Origin of the sequence: Polynucleobacter sp. AP-Capit-er-40B-B4 (assembly GCF_018882245.1) — a bacterium.
In the GTDB taxonomy this organism is placed as follows: Bacteria; Pseudomonadota; Gammaproteobacteria; order Burkholderiales; family Burkholderiaceae; genus Polynucleobacter.
Map to the genome: position 1 here is coordinate 76,462 of NZ_JACVOV010000002.1, position 17,532 is coordinate 93,993.

Here is a 17,532-nt window from a genome sequence, read left to right on the forward strand (position 1 = left end):
AGTGAACCTCTTTGGATTCCGCCTTGGGGCATCTCCTCCTCAATTCCTCATCACGGCGCCATCAAGCGCCCTACTGATCTCGAATACACAATCTCGCCGTTAGCAAATTTCTCATGGTTCTCTTCGACATTGCCCAGATCATAGAGGTAGTTGACCATCAAGCCAGCTGATTGACGCAAACCTTTGCGTGATAAATCGCCTGCCCAATTCACTAAATGCAACTTAGCGCCATTACCCAAATGGAATTTCGCAACCGGATTGCCATTGCGACCAGTAGAGCCCAGACCTAAATAGATAGATGCCAAACAAAGCAAGGATTCCTGCTCCTTTGGTGTTGCCAAATCAGGGTGCCATCCAGCGCTGAGTTTTTCCGTCCATGACTGAGCATCTAACTTGAGATTAGTCAACGCCTGATCTCGAGCCACTCTTAAGTTTGGCTTCAATCTCTCGGCAGGAACATCCTCCCCCAAGTTGGCACCAGCTGATACCCAATCCATAAATCCGGGGATCGGCGACAAGGTGACAAAGGTTTTAAGTCCAGGAAATTCGGCATGTAACTGCTCAGCAACACGCTTAATCAAGAAGTTGCCCATCGACACGCCGCGTAGACCTGGCTCACAGTTGCTAATCGAATAGAACACTGCTACCTTGTATTGCGATGGTTGATCTACTGTCTCAGCCTTCTTGTCCACCAAGGGCGTAATAACCGTTGGGATCTCAGGTAGCAGCGCTACTTCCACAAAGATCAAAGGCTCGCTTGGCAACTGGGGATGAAAGAAGGCAAAGCAGCGGCGATCTGGCTGCAGGCGGCGACGCAAATCATCCCAGCCATCAATGGCATGTACCGCTTCGTGCTGAATCAACTTCTCCAAAACCTCTGCAGGTGATTTCCAGTCAACACGATGCATCTTCAAAAATCCTGGATTAAACCAAGAGGACAAAAGATGGCGCATATCAAAATCTACTGCTGCAAGCTCTGGCTTCTTATCCAAGATTTGCAAAAGATCTCGGCGCATTTGCACTACAGCAGCAGTTCCATGTCCAGCGCGATTTAAGCGGCGAAATAATTCTTGCCTGGGCGATTCAGAAACTTTTTGCAATTGAATGTAGTTGCGCGCTGTAGATTCTGCTGCAAAGTTTTGCGCAGCTTTCAATACTGCATCTACTTGAGGATTTAATTTCTCAAACAAATAAGTAAAAAATGGAATGTGTTGATCTTTGGTCAGCTTGCGATAGTTATTCACAACATCGTCTGCCATGCTGACTGCATTAGATTCGCCTCGCTCAGAAATCAAGCGCTTGATAGCGTTGTTTGCCTTTGACAGGTTACGAGCTTTTGCTAACTTTTCGAGCATGGAGTCTTTTCAAAAAAAGAAAATCGACAAAATTTTGATCAGGTTCAATTTATTACTCAGAACATGCAAAATCAATTAAGTTAAATGAATAAACATTAACTTAAAGTTAAGTATATCTGTAAGGTATAAGGGTAAATCAGGGGTTTTTGCGATGCAGCATGCGGGCTTCAGCCGCTAAAGCCAAAATATTAGGATTGGATTCATTAGCCTGAAGGTACATTAAGCCGATTCGCTGAATCACCTGGTATTTCGGTAATAAAGGCGTAAATTCGATCGCATCACCCATTAGCGCTCTCACCCTACCGGGTAACAAAGAGTGGCCCAGATCGCCAGAAACCATATTCATTAGCGAGAAAATGTCACCCACCTTCATGATCACATTAGGCTTAAAGCCTGCGAGCTGAAAAGCCTCATAAAACCCTGAAGTGGTAGCAAAGCCATCCTGAAGGGTAAGAAATTTCTCGTGCTGATATTCGGACAAATCAATATTGGCCGCGGTAGGCTTACTGCCTTTTGAGGAGGCCAAAAATAACTGATCTTCAAAAAGGGAAACAACCTGAACGCCCTCAGGTAAGTCTTGCGCTGGGACAGCTATGACAACAGCATCAATGCTACCCTCAGATAGTCGTTTCATTAACTCTTCATTGGACCCAAGAAATAAATCAATATCCAAATCAGGTCTACGAATTTTGGTGCCCATGATCATGCGGGGAATGATGTTGGCAGTGAGAGAGTACATTGAGCCCAAGCGAATTTGTCCGCTCTCAACCCCCGCCTTAGCTCTCGTCTTTTTAAGAATACGGTCTACATCAGACAACAAGTCATTACTTGCTTCAGCCAAATAGATTGCTGCAGGCAAGGCCTTTAGTTGACGTCCTTCCTTAACAAACAAAGGGCATCCAATTCCAGACTCAAGAGAATGCAACGCTTTATGAATACTGACTGAACTTAAGTGCAACTCTTCTGCAGTTCGCGAAAGACTTCCCGTCCGCACAAAAGAACAAAGAATTTCTAACTTTCGCAGCGTTAATTCTTCATTCAACATAAGGAGTAAGGAGTTAAATACTTTTTGATTTAAATACGGTCATCAAATAGATGCCAAACATCATCATTGGCACACATAACCATTGACCCATCGATAAACCTAGACCAAGAAGACCCAGGAATGCATCTGGCTCTCGCGCATATTCAGCCAAGAAACGACAAATGCCATAACCGAATAAGAAGAATCCAGATACCTGGCCAACGCGCCTTGGTTTGCCTGCATAAATCCAGAGGGCAATTCCTAGCAATACACCCTCACCGAGCAGTTGATAAATTTGTGAGGGGTGGCGTGGTACAGAATCGACTAACGGAAATACCATTGCCCAAGGAAGGTCGGTTGGCCTACCCCAGAGTTCACCGTTAATAAAGTTACCCAGTCGCCCAAAAGCCAAACCAAAGGGAACGAGTGGAGCTACTAAATCACTAACGACAAAGAAAGTAGTCTTACGCTTTTTAGCAAACCAGTAAAGGGCAACCAATACTCCCAATAAGCCGCCGTGGAAAGACATGCCACCTTCCCAGATTTTGAAAATACTCAAAGGATTGGCCAAGTAAAAGCCCGGCATATAAAACAAGGTATAACCTAAGCGCCCTCCAAGCACAACACCGAGAACGCCCGCAAAAAGGAGATCCTCAAGATCTTTATAGGTCCATCCCAGAGTCTGATAACGAGGTGCTCGAATGCGTAAACGGCCTAAGAGTAAAAACTGCACAAAGGCCATCAGATACATCAAGCCATACCAGTGAATTGCAAAGGACCCAATACGAATCGCTGCAGGGTCAAACTGAGGATGAATCAACATGAATATTAGCTTTTGGATTGATCAAAGTTATGTAACTCGTGACCTAAATCCCGGTAGGCTTTATAGCGTTCGCGCCCAGCCAAACGCTCAGCTTCATTGACAGTGACTACCTCGACAATTCTAGGAAAGCGTGCTACTAAAGCAGGCACATCCGCAGGCATACGCATACCCAAATGAATCATCACATCAGCATGGGGTATGTTGTTTAAGACAGAGGAAGCAAAATCGTCCGTCAAAACAATCGGCGTTTCTGGTGCTGCTTCATCTTCAATGAAGCAGTGCGGCAAAAAGTCAGTGCTACTAAATGCCCACAACAGATCATTTAACTTTTGGAGATCAGCTTTCTCACCCACCATCACAATATTGCGAACAGGCTCGCCCTCTGGTGTAGCACTCCAAATCTTGCGCGTTAAACGACAAGCGTATTCCAGCTTGTCGTTCACGTTGCTATGAAAGTCGATTCGTGCCATTCGGTATTTATCCGGAGATCCGCAAGCCGCTTACTTGCGTTCAAGCAAGAAGTTCACCAATAAAGGAACTGGGCGTCCAGTAGAACCTTTGGCAGCACCACTCTTCCAGGCGGTTCCAGCAATATCCAAGTGAGCCCATTTATATTTTTCTGTAAAGCGTGACAAGAAACAGGCCGCGGTCACACTGCCCGCTGGACGACCGCCAATATTGGCGACATCTGCAAAATTCGATTTGAGTTGCTCATGATAAGCAGCGTCTAAAGGCAAGCGCCATACGGTATCCAAAGAAGCATGGCCCGCTTTAGTGAGCTCACTCACCAAGCCTTCGTCCTCTGAAAATAAACCGCTATGCACATGACCCAAGGCAATCACACATGCGCCAGTTAAGGTGGCAATATCAATCACTGCAGCAGGCTTAAAGCGCTCAACATAAGTTAATGCATCACACAAAATGAGACGACCTTCTGCATCAGTATTGAGAATCTCAATCGTCTGCCCAGACATACTCTTCACAATATCGCCTGGTCGCGTAGCTTGACCTGATGGCATATTTTCACAAGTAGGAATGACGCCAATCACATTCTTCTTTAACTTCATCAAAGAAACTGAATACATGGTGCCAATGACTGATGCAGCGCCACACATGTCGTACTTCATCTCATCCATGGCTTCGCCTGGCTTAAGTGAAATACCACCAGTATCAAAAGTAATTCCTTTGCCAACCAAGACAATCGGAGCCTCCCCCGCTTTACCGCCTTGATGTCGCATCACAATAAATTGTGGCGGAGTCTCAGATCCTTTAGCAACTGACAGGAAAGAGCCCATTCCTAAGGCTTCAATCTGTTTGCGTCCGAGCACTTCTACTTTCAAGCCAGTCTTCTTGCTCAAGCCTTGCGCTGTCTTACCTAGATAAGTAGGTGTGCACACATTGGGCGGAAGGTTGCCTAAGTCTTTTGCTAAGTTCATTCCCTCAACCATAGCTACGCCTTGCTCTACTGCAGCCTTTAACTCTTTTGAACAATCATCATTACCCGCAAACACTAATTGCTTAAATGTATCTGCTGTATCTTTGGCTTTAAATTTCATAGCGGGCTGACGAACACCAAATCGGTAGGCTTGATCACCGGCATACTGAACGGTAAGACGCACTTCTTCTGCGATGAAGTCTGCATTATGAGCAAGCGCAAAACTTGGAGTAAACCAAAGCGCACTTTCAATAGAGCCGCCACTCAGCACTTTTAAAGCTGCGCGAGCCACCTTGGAGTAAGTCGTCAAGCTACGCTCGCTGGCAAGATGAATGTCACCCAAAGCTACTAGTAATACGCGCTTTGCTTTAATGCCGCTGGCAGCCCAGGATTTTTCTGCTCGCAATAGACATACGGAAGCCTGCTTAGGATCCAAATCCCCAACCACATTAGCGTGATTGACTGAACCTCCAAGCAAAAGATCCAACTCTGACAGAAAGCCCGCTTTCGCCTTGGCGCCTTTAGCTCCAGAGAAGCTATCAAAATCGGCCTTCGAGTAGGCTAAAACCAAACAGTCAGTGTTATGGCCAAGCAAGGATTTGAGGCTAGATTTCTGGAGTTTTGGGCTCTGCAGGTCAGCTTGAGGGAAAATCTTGGTACTAAATTGAATTGTCATAATCTATTACGGTATTTTGGTCGATTCAAAAGAGAGGAAATTGCTAATCCGGGACGTTTATCCATTATCCTCCGACATGAGAATAGACTCCCTTGTCACTAGCAATATAAGCCATTTACAGCCCCAATAACCCCACGAATCCAAACCCTTATTTCTCATGATTTTTAAACAGGCCCTCCGCCGCGAACTCAGTTTTACGACTGGTGGGGTCTTTTTGGTCTTGGTCACCATCATGGTGACCACCCTGGTTATCCGAATTTTGGGCTACGCTGCAAACGGTGCAGTCAATCCCGAGGATGCGCTCGTTTTAATTGCGCTAGCTACTTTGGGTTATCTCGCGGTTCTTTTGACAGTTTCACTGTTTGTGGCGACCCTCATTGTTTTAGTCCGCTGGTACAAAGATTCAGAAATGATTGTTTGGTTTGCAAGCGGCTTAAGCGTCACCAACCTCATCAGACCCATCCTGCAATTTGCTACACCACTCATCATTGTTATTGCCTTGCTTGCTCTATTTGTTTGGCCATGGGCAAATCGGGAATCCACTTTAATTAGTCAACGCTTCCAACAACGGGATGATGTATCCATGGTGAGCGCTGGACAATTTAAAGAGTCTGCAAAAGCAGAGCGGGTTTTCTTTATCGAAGAGCTAGATGTAGATAAAAGCGAAGTCAAAAATGTCTTCGTAGCTGACTCCAAAAATGGCCGACTCAGTATTGCAGTTTCATCCACTGGGTACATTGAAAACTCAGAGGGCGGAGAAAAATCCATCGTGCTTCATAACGGTCGACGCTATGAGGGGCAACCCACGCAGCCCGACTTCAGAATTCTCGAGTTCAATGAGTACAGCACCAAGATACGCAGCAAAGATGCTTTAGCACCAGCGCCGCGCGATCGCGAGAAAACCATCATGGAACTGCTCGACGATACCGATCCTGTGGCCGCCAACCCCAATCGTGCAGAGCTCCTCTGGCGCATTGGACTGCCTTTAATGGCTTTAGGTCTAGTGCTAATTGCAATACCACTGGCTTATGTAAACCCACGCCTTGGTAATTACACCGCTATGTTTTATGCGGTCTTAATCTACTTAATTTATAGCAACCTACTTAACCTTACGCAAAATTTTGTGTCGCAAGGCAAGGTCAGTGTCTTTGTTGCAATCTGGCCGATTCATTTACTAGCACTCATGATTGCAACTGTCTTGATTCGCAATCGCATCAACCCTTCACTTAAGTGGTGGCGCCGTCAGTTGCCCGCCTCCATGGCTAGCAAATGAAGCTGCTCTTTCCCTTCATCTATGAGCGCTATTTAGCCAAGCAGATCTATGCGGCCTTTGGCTTCATTCTCTTTGCTTTAGTAGCTTTGTTTTTGTTCTTTGATATCTTGAGCGAGCTTGGTTCAGTACAAGGGGCTTACACACTTCCCTTAGCGCTACTGCACGTTGTCTTGAAAGCTCCAAGCCGCATCTCTGAAATTATTCCGATTGCAGGCTTGATTGGCAGTATCTATGTGTTTGCCATGCTTGCTAGCCAATCGGAGTTCACCATCTTGCGAATTGCGGGCCTAGACGTCAAACGCGGCCTCATTACGCTCACCAAAATTTCTATTCCTTTAATCGCACTCACGCTCATCATGAGTGAATGGGTTGGCCCTTATACCGAAGCGAAATCTGATCAGATCCGCATGAAGGCCTTGGGGTCCGCCTACTCCTCTCAGTTTAGAACCGGTGTTTGGGTAAAGGATCGCCTACGAGATGCCGATGGTAGCGGCCCAGTTCGCCCTGGCGTTCGTTATGTCAACGTTGGCAAAGTTGATAAAGATAATGAAATTCACAACATCCGCATGTATGAGTTTGATGATGCCTATCACCTCCTCTCCATTCGCAGCGCCGTCTCCGGACAGTTTGATGAGACAGGCGTCTGGGTTCTAAATGATGTAACAGAAACACGCTTTAAAGAAACCAAACAATCAGACCCTCTTAATCCTGTTTTTTCTGCGCAGACTTTTACTCACCCAATTCTGACTTTAGAGTCTGAAGTCACGCCACAAATTTTGAACGTACTTTTAATCAGCCCTGAAAAAATGTCGATTATGAGTTTGGGTCGTTTTATCTCCCATCTGCGTGATAACAAACAAGATGCGCAGCGGCATTCAATTGCTTTCTGGAAAAAAGTGATTTATCCGTTCACCATCTTTGTGATGCTGACATTGGCGCTGCCATTTGCCTACCTGAAGGTGCGCGCCGGTAGCGTTGGCATCAAAGTGTTCGGCGGCATCATGCTGGGTATGAGCTTCCAGCTCTTTAATTCCTTGTTCTCAAACGTAGGACTTTTAGGTTCATGGCCAGCACTGATTACTGCCCTCACCCCGCCATTGCTATATTTCCTATTGGCACTCGTTGGATTACGCTGGGTTTCTAAGGCTTAATACCCAAAAATCATTTAGAATGTGATTCCTATATCGTTGTTGATATATAGACAGGAATCCTCATGAATCTGCATCAATTCCGCTTTGTACGCGAAGCCGTTAGACAAAACTTCAATTTAACAACCGCTGCCAAAGCGCTGTTTACTTCCCAGCCAGGCGTATCTAAGGCCATTATTGAGCTAGAAGATGAGTTAGGCGTAGAGATCTTTCGTCGTCACGGTAAGCGCATTCGCTCACTTACAGAGCCGGGCAAACGGATTTTGAGCTCGATTGAGCGCATCCTGGATGAGGTGGAAACACTAAAACGAGTGGGTAAAGATTTTGCTAGCCAAGACCAAGGTAGTTTTGTAATTGCTACTACCCACACACAAGCACGTTATGCCCTACCTAAAGTGCTTACTGAATTTACTAAACGCTTTCCAAAGGTGAAGGTCAGCATTCAGCAAGGCAGCCCAGGACAAATTGCAGAATTACTCACGCATGATCGCGCAGATATTGCGATTGCCACGGAGGGTATAGCCAATACACCTGGCGTGCTCGCGCTACCAGGATATCAGTGGCATCACGTGTTGATGGTGCCACTGAGTCATCCACTACTAAATCAAGCCACGCTGACTCTTGAAGAGATCGCTAAATACCCCATCATTACCTATGACAAAGCATTTGCAGGTCGTAGCAAAATTGATGCAGCCTTTGCACAAAGAAATCTCACGCCTGACATTATTCTGGAAGCGATTGATGCTGATGTGATTAAGACTTACGTGGAGACTGGTATGGGCATCGGCATTGTTGCCGGCCATGCATATGATCCTGATCGAGACCGCAACCTTAAAGTCATTCCGGCAGGACATCTGTTCGGAAATAATGTTACTCACTTGGGAGTAAAGCAAGGTGCCTACTTGCGCTCTTTTGTATATACCTTCATCGAACTCTTCTCTCCAACCCTTACCAAGAAGATTGTTGAGCAAGCGATGTCGAACGAAACTGAGACGTACGAGATTTAACCAAATGTAGTTCGGTGATTGATTGTGATTTGGGGAATCCTCAAAAACAGACCCGTTTTTGAGTGGTGCCTCGGGGCGGACTCGAACCGCCACGCCTTGCGGCACCGGATTTTGAGTCCGGCACGTCTACCAATTCCATCACCGAGGCAGGTGTTTGCAGTGGAAATTCTGCTTACTTTGCTACTTTGTTACTGCTGAGACATGAGAGTGTAACAAAAAATGGGGGCTTACCCCCTACCTTGGGTCTAGAACCCCTTAAAATGAGGACTTCTAGCCAAATTATTAAAAGGACTTACCCGTATGGCCGGCCATTCGAAATGGGCCAATATTCAGCACCGCAAAGGTCGTCAGGACGAAAAACGCGGCAAGATTTGGACCAAACTCATTAAAGAAATTACCGTAGCTGCCAAATTAGGTGGCGGCGATGTTGCTACCAACCCGCGTTTACGCCTGGCGATTGATAAAGCTAAAGACTCCAATATGCCCAATGACAACGTGCAAAGAGCAATTCAGCGCGGCACTGGCTCACTGGAAGGTGTGAACTACGAAGAGATTCGTTACGAGGGTTACGGCATGAATGGCGCAGCCATCATTGTTGATTGTTTAACTGATAACCGCACCCGTACTGTTGCCGAAGTTAGACATGCATTTAATAAAAATGGCGGCAACATGGGAGCAGAAGGTTCCGTTGCTTTCTTATTCAAACACTGTGGCCAAATGTTGTTTGCTCCTGGCACCAGCGAAGATCAACTCATGGAAGTTGCTTTAGATGCTGGCGCCGAAGATGTGATCACGCATGATGATGGATCTTTAGAGGTGCTATGTCCTGTGCCAGATTTTTCAAAAGTGCAAGATGCTATTAGCAAAGCAGGTCTCAAACCTGAACTAGCAACCGTTGCCATGCGCCCGGAGACTGAGATTGCCCTAGAGGGGGATCAAGCTGAAAGCATGCAGAAATTGTTAGATGCACTCGAAAACTTAGATGACGTTCAAGAAGTCTTTACGAACGCAGAACTTTGATCTTTGAAATTCATTTCTTTTAATTACTTCATTTAAATACTAGATAGCTTGTTATGAAAATTCTACTTATCGGCTCTGGCGGACGTGAACATGCTTTAGCTTGGAAGCTGGCTCAATCCCCGCAAGTGCAAACAGTTTTCGTTGCTCCTGGCAATGGTGGTACAGCCACAGCTAAGCAAGCTGCTGCAGGTATCGAAAATTTACCAATTACTGGATTACAAGAATTGGCTGACTTTGCCAAGCGCGAGAAGATTCATTTAACTGTCGTGGGCCCAGAAGCTCCACTTGCTGCTGGCATCGTGGATGTATTCCGCAACAATGGTTTGCGCATTTTTGGCCCAACCCAATTAGCAGCGCAACTAGAGTCTTCCAAGGACTTCTCTAAAGCCTTTATGAAACGGCATGGCATTCCGACCGCGGATTACCAAACTTTTTCTAGCGCTTTAGAGGCGCACGCCTATATTGATGCCAAAGGTGCTCCAATTGTGATCAAGGCTGACGGACTTGCGGCAGGTAAAGGCGTGGTAGTTGCTATGAGTCTTGAAGAAGCACATGCTGCAGTGGATATGATGTTGGCGGACAACAAACTCGGTAATGCTGGTGCACGCGTTGTGATCGAAGAATTTCTCACCGGTGAAGAAGCTAGCTTCATTGTTTTAGTTGATGGTAAAAACGTTTTAGCTTTGGCAACGAGCCAAGATCACAAACGATTGCTTGACGCTGACCAAGGTCCAAACACTGGCGGTATGGGCGCTTACTCCCCTGCCCCAGTAGTTACTCCAGAAATCCATGCACGTGCATTACGCGAAGTAATCATGCCTACCGTAAATGGCATGAAAGCCGATGGCATTCCTTACACCGGCTTCCTATACGCCGGCCTAATGATCGCGCCGGATGGCAAGCTCAAAACCTTGGAATTTAATTGCCGCATGGGCGACCCAGAAACTCAACCCATCATGGCTCGCCTCCGCAGCGATCTCGTGAACGCTTTAGATCACGCTGTTGACGGCACGCTAAATGAAGTTAATCTGGAATGGGATCGTCGCACCGCTCTAGGTGTGGTGCTTGCTGCTCATAACTACCCAGATACCCCACGTGCTGGTGATGTCATTACCGGCATCCCTGCTGATACCGAAGATCAAATTACTTTCCATGCTGGCACAAAGCTACAGGATGGCAAGGTCGTAACTTCTGGTGGGCGTGTGATGTGTGTGGTTGGACTTGCTGATACTGTCCGTGGCGCACAACAAAAAGCATACGATGCAATCAATCACATCAAATTCGATGGCATGCAATATCGCAAAGATATTGGTTACCGCGCTATTAAATAAATATAACTATCGTTAGAACGCACTTGTCAGATCAACATACCCAAATTGATATTGCCGCCCTAAAAGATTACTTTTTAGGTTTGCAAGACCGCATCACCACTGCAATGAGCGCCTTGGATGGCAAAGTCTTTGTTGCTGATGAATGGCACAAGCCAGAAGACAGCAAACTCAAAGGGTATGGTCGCACCTGCATTCTGGATGGCGGCAATATTCTAGAAAAAGGTGGTGTAGGTTTCTCACACGTTCGCGGTGATCAAATGCCGCCCTCAGCATCACATCACCGACCAGAAGTCGCAGGTCGCAGCTTTGAAGCAATGGGCGTTTCTTTGGTATTCCATCCGAATAACCCTAAAGTGCCAACTACGCATATGAACGTGCGCTGCTTTATTGCGCAAGCGCCAGATAAAGAACCAGTGTGGTGGTTTGGTGGTGGCTTTGATCTCACCCCTTATTACGGCGTTGATGAAGACTGCAAACACTTTCATCAAACCGCCAAAGACGCATTGGATCCATTTGGTGAGGAGCTCTATCCACGCTTTAAAAAGTGGTGCGATGAATACTTCTACTTAAAGCATCGTGAAGAGCCTCGCGGTATTGGTGGAGTTTTCTTCGACGACTTTAATGAACTCGGTTTTGAAAAGAGTTTTGCAATGACTCGTGCAGTAGGTGACGCATTCATTAACGCTTACTTGCCGATTGTTCAGCGTCGCTATCAAGACAGCTTCACTCCGGAAGAAAAAGCTTTCCAGGAATATCGTCGTGGTCGCTACGTAGAGTACAACCTCATATTTGATCGAGGCACCATCTTTGGTCTGCACTCTGGTGGCCGCACCGAATCTATTTTGATGTCAATGCCTCCAGTGGTTCGGTGGTGGTACAACTGGCAACCTAAGCCTAGTACGCCAGAAGCTAAGTTGTATGACTACTATCTAAAGCCACGCGATTGGCTAGCCTGAGCATCCATCATTGAGTACGATAAAAAAAATTGGCATTCTGGGAGGTACGTTTGACCCCCCTCACGTTGGCCATCTCAAGCTAGCCACCCATTTTGCAAAGCTACTGCACTTAGATGCGCTGCTACTCATTCCCAGTGGTGAGCCATGGCAAAAAGGCAGCTGCATCACTTCTGCAGAAATGCGTTTTAGATTGACTGAAGCTGCTGGTATTGATTTGGCTCGTGCGTTTTTATATTTAAATATATCCACTCAAGTGGGAATCGATCGCATAGAGATTGATCGTGCTGGTCCAAGTTATGCCATTGATACTGTAAAAGCACTGCGTGAGCGATTTGGAGCGGATGCTAGTCTGACTTGGTTAATGGGAGCAGATTCATTGGTTGCACTACCTAGCTGGAACTCCTGGGAAAAACTGGGGCAATATGTCAATTTTGCGGTTGCCTCCAGACCTCACCATGACTTAAAGGAGCAAATCAGCCCCGAAGTGAGTCAATTTCTGCAAGAACATCAGACAAAAGATCCTGCTACCCTTGAAAAATGCGCTGCAGGCCTCATATACATCGATGAAAGTCTTAATGTCGATCTATCCTCTACCGAGTTAAGAGATCACCTTAAATCGAGCTCTAGAAGCGCCATAGCGTCTGAGCAAATTCCAACCCACACCCTAGAAATCATTACAAATCTGGGCTTGTATCAGTAATCAAGCTAAGATCACCCTAAATACAGAAATTATTGCCGAGAAAATATGGACTTACGTAAATTACAACGCGTCGTGATTGATGCTCTAGAAGATGTGAAGGCGCAAGATATTCGCGTCTACGACACAACCAAATTAAGTGAATTATTTGACCGGGTCATCATTGCTACTGGTTCTAGCAATCGTCAAACACGATCTTTAGCCATGTCTGTCAAAGAAGAGGTCAACGCCAAAGGTGGTGAAGTGATCTCTATTGAAGGTCTAGAAACTGGTGAATGGGTATTGGTAGATTGTGGCGATATCGTTGTACACATTTTGCAACCGATGCTGCGCTCTTACTATCAGCTAGAAGGTATGTGGGGTGCTAAACCTGTCCGCGTGAAATTGGCCGGCAGCAAAGGCCTTGCCAAAGCTAGCGAATCTGAAGACGACGACGAATAACTTCGTCGTTAATCGCATTAATGCGCCTCACCATTGTTTCGGTTGGTCATAAGATGCCTGATTGGGTTGCAACAGCGACCCATGACTACATCAAAAGAATGCCTGCTGATTGCAGCATTGAAATCAAAGAGATCAAACCAGACCTGACGCCTGCTAAAGAAGCCGTCAAAATTGCTGCTGCTATTCCGAAGGGCTCAAGGGTCATTGCTCTAGATGAACGCGGCAAAGACCAAACCACGCAAAACTTAGCCACTCAATTGGCTAGCTGGCGCCAAGAAGGCTTTGATATCACTTTCTTAATTGGTGGCGCGGATGGCTTGGATCCCAGCCTGAAAACCACTGCTCAAGCAATGTGGCGACTCTCCAGCCTCACCCTTCCTCACGCAATGGCTAGAGTAATGCTAGTGGAACAACTCTACCGAGCCTGGACGATCCTACAGGGTCACCCCTACCACCGCGAGTAATGAATTAAATCCTGTGAATTCGTTTATTTATCTCGCCTCTCAAAGCCCTCGTCGCCAAGAACTCTTAAAACAAATTGGGGTTCGCTTTGAAATGCTTTTGCCCAATGCCGATGAGGATAGCGAAAGCATTGAAATACCATTGCCTCATGAAAAAGCGCGCGTGTATGTTGAAAGAGTTACCTTAGCAAAAAGCGCAGCAGCATTGTCTCGCTGGCAAAAAAGTAATTTGCCTTGGGCCCCAATTCTCTGCGCAGATACTACGGTTAGTCTACCCAATAGCTCTGATGGTGAAATTTTAGGCAAGCCAAGCGATGCAGCAGATGCAGCACGCATTCTGAATATGCTCAGCGGCAAAGTACACGAAGTATTAACGGCGGTTGCGATTACAGCCACCCCAATTCAAAAGCCCACTGTTTTAGTACAGGTATCACGCGTTCAATTTGAGAGCCTCTCTCCAGAGAAAATTGCTTCCTACATTGCTAGTGGCGAGCCTTTTGGCAAGGCTGGGGCCTATGGCATCCAGGGCCTGGGCGCTGCCTTTATTCCCTCTATTGAGGGTAGCTATAGCGGTATCATGGGCCTACCGCTATATGAAACCCAACAATTATTTGAAATTGCCGGTCTGACTCGCAAATGAACGAAGAAATACTGATCAATATCACCCCGCAAGAAACGCGTGTTGCTTTAATTCAGCAAGGGGCAGTTCAAGAACTACAAATTGAGCGCACCCGCCAACGCGGTATTGTGGGCAACATTTATTTAGCAAAAGTAGTCCGAGTATTGCCGGGCATGCAATCGGCGTTTATTGAGGTTGGCTTAGAGCGCACTGCTTTTATGCACGTAGCGGATATCACTCAAAATAATCCTCAGGCACAAATAGAAAAGTTGTTGTTTGAAGGTCAAACACTTTTGGTTCAAGTTCTCAAAGATCCTTTAGGTACTAAAGGTGCACGTCTCACAACTCAACTCAGTATTGCCGGACGAAATCTAGTTTATCTACCACCAGCTGGCAGCGATACTGCCACTGAAAAATACATTGGCGTCTCTCAGCGTATCGATCAACCCGAAGAACGTGAAGCTATTAAATCCCGTCTTGCCAGCTTAATGGCGCCCGATGAAAAAGGCGGCATCATCGTACGCACGAGTGCTCAAGATGCTTCTGATACTGAGCTACAGCACGATATGCTTTACCTACGTACCACTTGGGAAAATATCCATTCGGCCATGAAGAACAATCCTGCGCCCACACTGCTCTATCAAGATCTGAGCCTAGCCGAACGGGTATTACGCGATGTTGCCGGAGAGGAAACTACTCAGATTCGCGTGGATTCTGCCGAGAATTTCGAGAAACTGAAAGCCTTTACCAATGCTTACATGCCCAATCTTCTGGGCAAGCTCACACTACATCGTGGTGAACGCGCCCTCTTTGATTTATTTGATGTTGATGCCGAAATTAATAAAGCCTTAGGTCGAAGAGTAGACCTCAAGTCAGGCGGCTATTTGATGATTGACCAAACGGAGTCTATGACAACGATTGATGTTAATACCGGCAGCTATGTTGGCGCACGCAATCTCGATGACACCGTCTTCAAGACAAACCTAGAGGCTGCTCAAGCAATCGCAAGACAGTTACGTTTACGCAATCTTGGTGGAATCATCATTATTGATTTCATCGACATGATTGGTAAAGACCATCAAGAATCAGTACTGCATGAGCTTAAGCGCAACCTTGAACGTGATCATGCTCGCACTTCAGTAAGCGACTTCTCAGCGCTAGGCTTGGTAGAGATGACCCGCAAACGCACCCGCGAATCCTTGGCGCATATCACCTGCGAGCCCTGTGCTACCTGCCTTGGCAAGGGTGAGGTTAAAACTGCACAAACCGTTTGCTATGAAATTTTGCGTGAGATTGTGCGCGAGCATCGCCAATTTAATCCGCGAGAATTTAGGATTGTGGCAGCGCCTGATGTGATTGACCTCTTCCTAGAAGAAGAGAATCAATTTTTAGCTCAGCTTGGCGACTTTATTGGCAAACCCATTACCCTCCAAGCAGAGGGCAGCTTTCGCCAAGAACAATACGATATTGTTCTGAGTTAAATTCGTTCGTTAATTAAGCGTTAGAGAATTGGATGCGATGCAAGCTTGCATACAAACCATCTTGCTTGATGAGATCTTCGTGTGAACCATTTTCAATAATCTGACCGTGTTCCAACACCACAATACGATCGGCATGTTCAATCGTCGATAGGCGGTGAGCAATTACCAAAGTTGTTCTGCCAGCCATCAAGCGCTCTAGAGCGTCTTGCACCTGTCGCTCAGACTCAGAATCCAAGGCTGAAGTTGCTTCATCCAAGATCAAAATTGGGGCATTTTTATAGATAGCTCGTGCAATAGCCATGCGCTGGCGCTGTCCGCCAGATAAGCGATTACCGTTATCGCCCACTACGGAATCAATGCCCTCTGGCAGCTCTTTGATGAGCGCACTCAGATTGGCGGCCTCTAAGGCTTCTATCACCCTGCCGCGATCTATTGCCTCTTGTGAATCCGCTCCATACGCTACGTTTGCTGCAATCGTATCGTTAAAGAGAACCACATCTTGGCTGACAAATGCTATTTGCTTACGAACATCAGACAAGACGATGTCCTCTAATGGAATATCGTCCAAGAAAATATGACCGCTAGTCGGCTTGTAGAATCTCGGCAATAAATTCACGAGAGTAGATTTTCCTCCGCCAGAAGGACCAACAAAAGCTACAACCTCACCCGGCTTAATATCCAGATTGATATTGCGCAGAGCATCTTTTCGCCCCGCTTCTTGTTGATACGCAAAGCCAACGCCATCAAATCGAATAGCGCCTTTAGCCTTTTCTAAAGATCGCATATTGAGTTTACGATCTTCATCCTCTTCAAAGGGTTGATCCATCATCCCAAAAATCATCTCGGCTGCAGTGAGCCCGCGTTGAAGCGGCTGATTGATATCCGCTAAATGCTTAAGTGGTGAAATGACCAACATCATCGCCGTGATAAATGCCGCAAAGCCCCCAACAGTAGTGCCTTCAGTCGCAGATTGCATCAAAGCAATCACCAATACTATCGACAGAGCCATAGAGGCAATAAGCTGAGTAATCGGCTGATTGAGACCTCCGGCTACTGCAGACTTCAAGGCAAACTGGCGTAAGCGCTCAGCCTTTTGCTTAAAGCGATCCATCTCATACGCTTCAGCGCCATGCACTTTGACAATTTTGTAGCCCGCAGCTGCTTCTTCGACTATGTAAGCCAACTCACTAGTGAGTGTCTGCTGCTCCCGATTAAGAGACCTTAAGCGACGATTGATTTTGCTCATGACAAATGCAATCACCGGGAAAATAATCAGAACTACCAATGTCAATTGCCAGTTCAGATAAATCAAGTACCCCATTAATCCAATGACGGTAAGTGAGTCGCGCACCAAGCTAATTAACATTCCCCCCATTACGGAAAGTACATTGTTTACTTCAAAGACAACAGCATTAATTAAATTAGATGCGGAGTTCTTTTGGAAAAAGCTAGTGCTTGCGTGCAATAAAGTTTGAAACATTTGTTCACGCAACTTCAATAACACTGCATTAATCACGCGGGTTAACAAATAATTAGAAAAGAATTGGGCCAAGCTACGAACTACAGCAAGACCCACCAAGAAAACCGGTACCTGCCAAAGCTTGCTATTGAGCTGCCCAGTAAAGCCACGGTCCAATAAGGGCTTCATTAAGGCCGGAATGGAGGTCTCGGCAGCAGCCACCACAGCCATAGCCAAAAGGGATCCAATAATCAGGCCAGTATGAGGCTTTAGGTAGGCAATTAAGCGATTTAAGGCAGTACGGTCTTGAGCATTCATATAATGAA

At 46.3% G+C, this 17,532-nt stretch carries 16 protein-coding genes, 1 tRNA gene and 1 pseudogene; 11 read left to right on the forward strand and 7 right to left on the reverse strand.

The features are described 5' to 3' along the window. Positions 1 to 50: 50 nt before the first annotated feature. From ICN19_RS05340 to ICN19_RS05360, 5 genes are all read right to left on the reverse strand, one after another. Positions 51 to 1,355: a malonyl-CoA decarboxylase gene (locus tag ICN19_RS05340; RefSeq protein ID WP_216246107.1), complete on the reverse strand. Its 1,305-nt coding sequence runs from the start codon at positions 1,353 to 1,355 to the stop codon at positions 51 to 53. Positions 1,356 to 1,491: 136 nt separating this feature from the next. Further along, on the reverse strand, positions 1,492 to 2,400 hold the full coding sequence (locus ICN19_RS05345; protein WP_216246108.1) for a LysR family transcriptional regulator: 909 nt from the start codon (positions 2,398 to 2,400) through the stop codon (positions 1,492 to 1,494). 13 nt (positions 2,401 to 2,413) lie between these two features. Next, positions 2,414 to 3,202 carry a prolipoprotein diacylglyceryl transferase gene (lgt, locus tag ICN19_RS05350; protein ID WP_216246109.1) on the reverse strand — a complete coding sequence of 263 codons (789 nt, stop codon included), beginning with the start codon at positions 3,200 to 3,202 and terminating at the stop codon, positions 2,414 to 2,416. A 5-nt stretch (positions 3,203 to 3,207) separates the two neighbouring features. After that, positions 3,208 to 3,672, reverse strand: a complete 465-nt coding sequence (locus ICN19_RS05355; RefSeq protein WP_216246110.1) for a DNA polymerase III subunit chi — start codon at positions 3,670 to 3,672, stop codon at positions 3,208 to 3,210. 30 nt (positions 3,673 to 3,702) lie between these two features. Beyond that, entirely contained in the window at positions 3,703 to 5,307 is a 1,605-nt protein-coding gene (locus ICN19_RS05360; protein WP_370625178.1) for a leucyl aminopeptidase, read from the reverse strand. 163 nt (positions 5,308 to 5,470) lie between these two features. On the opposite strand from ICN19_RS05360, the gene lptF reads away from it, so the two are divergent. The 3 genes from lptF to ICN19_RS05375 all read left to right on the forward strand — a co-directional run bounded on the left by lptF (position 5,471) and on the right by ICN19_RS05375 (position 8,741). Next, positions 5,471 to 6,586 carry an LPS export ABC transporter permease LptF gene (gene lptF, locus ICN19_RS05365; protein WP_216246112.1) on the forward strand — a complete coding sequence of 372 codons (1,116 nt, stop codon included), beginning with the start codon at positions 5,471 to 5,473 and terminating at the stop codon, positions 6,584 to 6,586. Continuing rightward, on the forward strand, positions 6,583 to 7,737 hold the full coding sequence (lptG, locus tag ICN19_RS05370) for an LPS export ABC transporter permease LptG (RefSeq protein ID WP_216246113.1): 1,155 nt from the start codon (positions 6,583 to 6,585) through the stop codon (positions 7,735 to 7,737). Before lptF ends, lptG begins: the two co-directional genes overlap by 4 nt. 62 nt (positions 7,738 to 7,799) lie before the next feature. After that, positions 7,800 to 8,741 carry a CysB family HTH-type transcriptional regulator gene (locus ICN19_RS05375; RefSeq protein WP_216246114.1) on the forward strand — a complete coding sequence of 314 codons (942 nt, stop codon included), beginning with the start codon at positions 7,800 to 7,802 and terminating at the stop codon, positions 8,739 to 8,741. A gap of 63 nt (positions 8,742 to 8,804) precedes the next feature. On the opposite strand, the gene ICN19_RS05380 is transcribed toward ICN19_RS05375, so the two are convergent. Continuing rightward, positions 8,805 to 8,889, reverse strand: a tRNA-Leu gene (locus ICN19_RS05380). Between the two features lie 152 nt (positions 8,890 to 9,041). On the opposite strand from ICN19_RS05380, the gene ICN19_RS05385 reads away from it, so the two are divergent. The 8 genes and pseudogenes from ICN19_RS05385 (at position 9,042) to rng (ending at position 15,747) form a co-directional block, all read left to right on the forward strand. Then, entirely contained in the window at positions 9,042 to 9,761 is a 720-nt protein-coding gene (locus ICN19_RS05385; protein WP_216246115.1) for a YebC/PmpR family DNA-binding transcriptional regulator, read from the forward strand. A gap of 53 nt (positions 9,762 to 9,814) precedes the next feature. Beyond that, on the forward strand, positions 9,815 to 11,092 hold the full coding sequence (gene purD / locus ICN19_RS05390; protein ID WP_216246116.1) for a phosphoribosylamine--glycine ligase: 1,278 nt from the start codon (positions 9,815 to 9,817) through the stop codon (positions 11,090 to 11,092). 44 nt (positions 11,093 to 11,136) lie between these two features. Beyond that, positions 11,137 to 12,048: an oxygen-dependent coproporphyrinogen oxidase gene (gene hemF, locus ICN19_RS05395; protein ID WP_216246889.1), complete on the forward strand. Its 912-nt coding sequence runs from the start codon at positions 11,137 to 11,139 to the stop codon at positions 12,046 to 12,048. Between the two features lie 10 nt (positions 12,049 to 12,058). Next, a complete protein-coding gene (locus ICN19_RS05400; protein WP_216246117.1) occupies positions 12,059 to 12,748 on the forward strand; it encodes a nicotinate-nucleotide adenylyltransferase in 690 nt (229 codons plus the stop codon). 45 nt (positions 12,749 to 12,793) lie between these two features. Then, positions 12,794 to 13,183, forward strand: a pseudogene (rsfS, locus tag ICN19_RS05405) (ribosome silencing factor); the annotation flags it as partial. 23 nt (positions 13,184 to 13,206) lie between these two features. Next, positions 13,207 to 13,650, forward strand: a complete 444-nt coding sequence (gene rlmH / locus ICN19_RS05410; protein ID WP_216246118.1) for a 23S rRNA (pseudouridine(1915)-N(3))-methyltransferase RlmH — start codon at positions 13,207 to 13,209, stop codon at positions 13,648 to 13,650. A 13-nt stretch (positions 13,651 to 13,663) separates the two neighbouring features. Then, the gene (locus tag ICN19_RS05415; protein WP_216246119.1) at positions 13,664 to 14,287 is read left to right on the forward strand and encodes a Maf family nucleotide pyrophosphatase; all 624 of its coding nucleotides are present in this window, start codon (positions 13,664 to 13,666) and stop codon (positions 14,285 to 14,287) included. Beyond that, complete coding sequence (gene rng / locus ICN19_RS05420; protein WP_216246120.1) at positions 14,284 to 15,747, forward strand: ribonuclease G; 1,464 nt, start codon at positions 14,284 to 14,286, stop codon at positions 15,745 to 15,747. Before ICN19_RS05415 ends, rng begins: the two co-directional genes overlap by 4 nt. 13 nt (positions 15,748 to 15,760) lie before the next feature. On the opposite strand, the gene msbA is transcribed toward rng, so the two are convergent. Then, positions 15,761 to 17,524 (reverse strand): lipid A export permease/ATP-binding protein MsbA, encoded by a 1,764-nt coding sequence (gene msbA / locus ICN19_RS05425; RefSeq protein ID WP_216246121.1) that lies wholly within the window; start codon positions 17,522 to 17,524, stop codon positions 15,761 to 15,763. Between the last annotated feature and the right edge of the window lie 8 nt (positions 17,525 to 17,532).

Coding starts and splice junctions, on each gene's coding strand:
- ICN19_RS05340 (WP_216246107.1), bottom strand. CDS start 1,355: ATGCTCGAAAAGTTAGCAAAAGCTCGTAACCTGTCAAAGGCAAACAAC.
- purD (WP_216246116.1), top strand. CDS start 9,815: ATGAAAATTCTACTTATCGGCTCTGGCGGACGTGAACATGCTTTAGCT.
- ICN19_RS05375 (WP_216246114.1), top strand. CDS start 7,800: ATGAATCTGCATCAATTCCGCTTTGTACGCGAAGCCGTTAGACAAAAC.
- rlmH (WP_216246118.1), top strand. CDS start 13,207: ATGCGCCTCACCATTGTTTCGGTTGGTCATAAGATGCCTGATTGGGTT.
- lptF (WP_216246112.1), top strand. CDS start 5,471: ATGATTTTTAAACAGGCCCTCCGCCGCGAACTCAGTTTTACGACTGGT.
- lgt (WP_216246109.1), bottom strand. CDS start 3,202: ATGTTGATTCATCCTCAGTTTGACCCTGCAGCGATTCGTATTGGGTCC.
- lptG (WP_216246113.1), top strand. CDS start 6,583: ATGAAGCTGCTCTTTCCCTTCATCTATGAGCGCTATTTAGCCAAGCAG.
- ICN19_RS05345 (WP_216246108.1), bottom strand. CDS start 2,400: ATGTTGAATGAAGAATTAACGCTGCGAAAGTTAGAAATTCTTTGTTCT.
- rng (WP_216246120.1), top strand. CDS start 14,284: ATGAACGAAGAAATACTGATCAATATCACCCCGCAAGAAACGCGTGTT.
- ICN19_RS05385 (WP_216246115.1), top strand. CDS start 9,042: ATGGCCGGCCATTCGAAATGGGCCAATATTCAGCACCGCAAAGGTCGT.
- ICN19_RS05355 (WP_216246110.1), bottom strand. CDS start 3,672: ATGGCACGAATCGACTTTCATAGCAACGTGAACGACAAGCTGGAATAC.
- msbA (WP_216246121.1), bottom strand. CDS start 17,524: ATGAATGCTCAAGACCGTACTGCCTTAAATCGCTTAATTGCCTACCTA.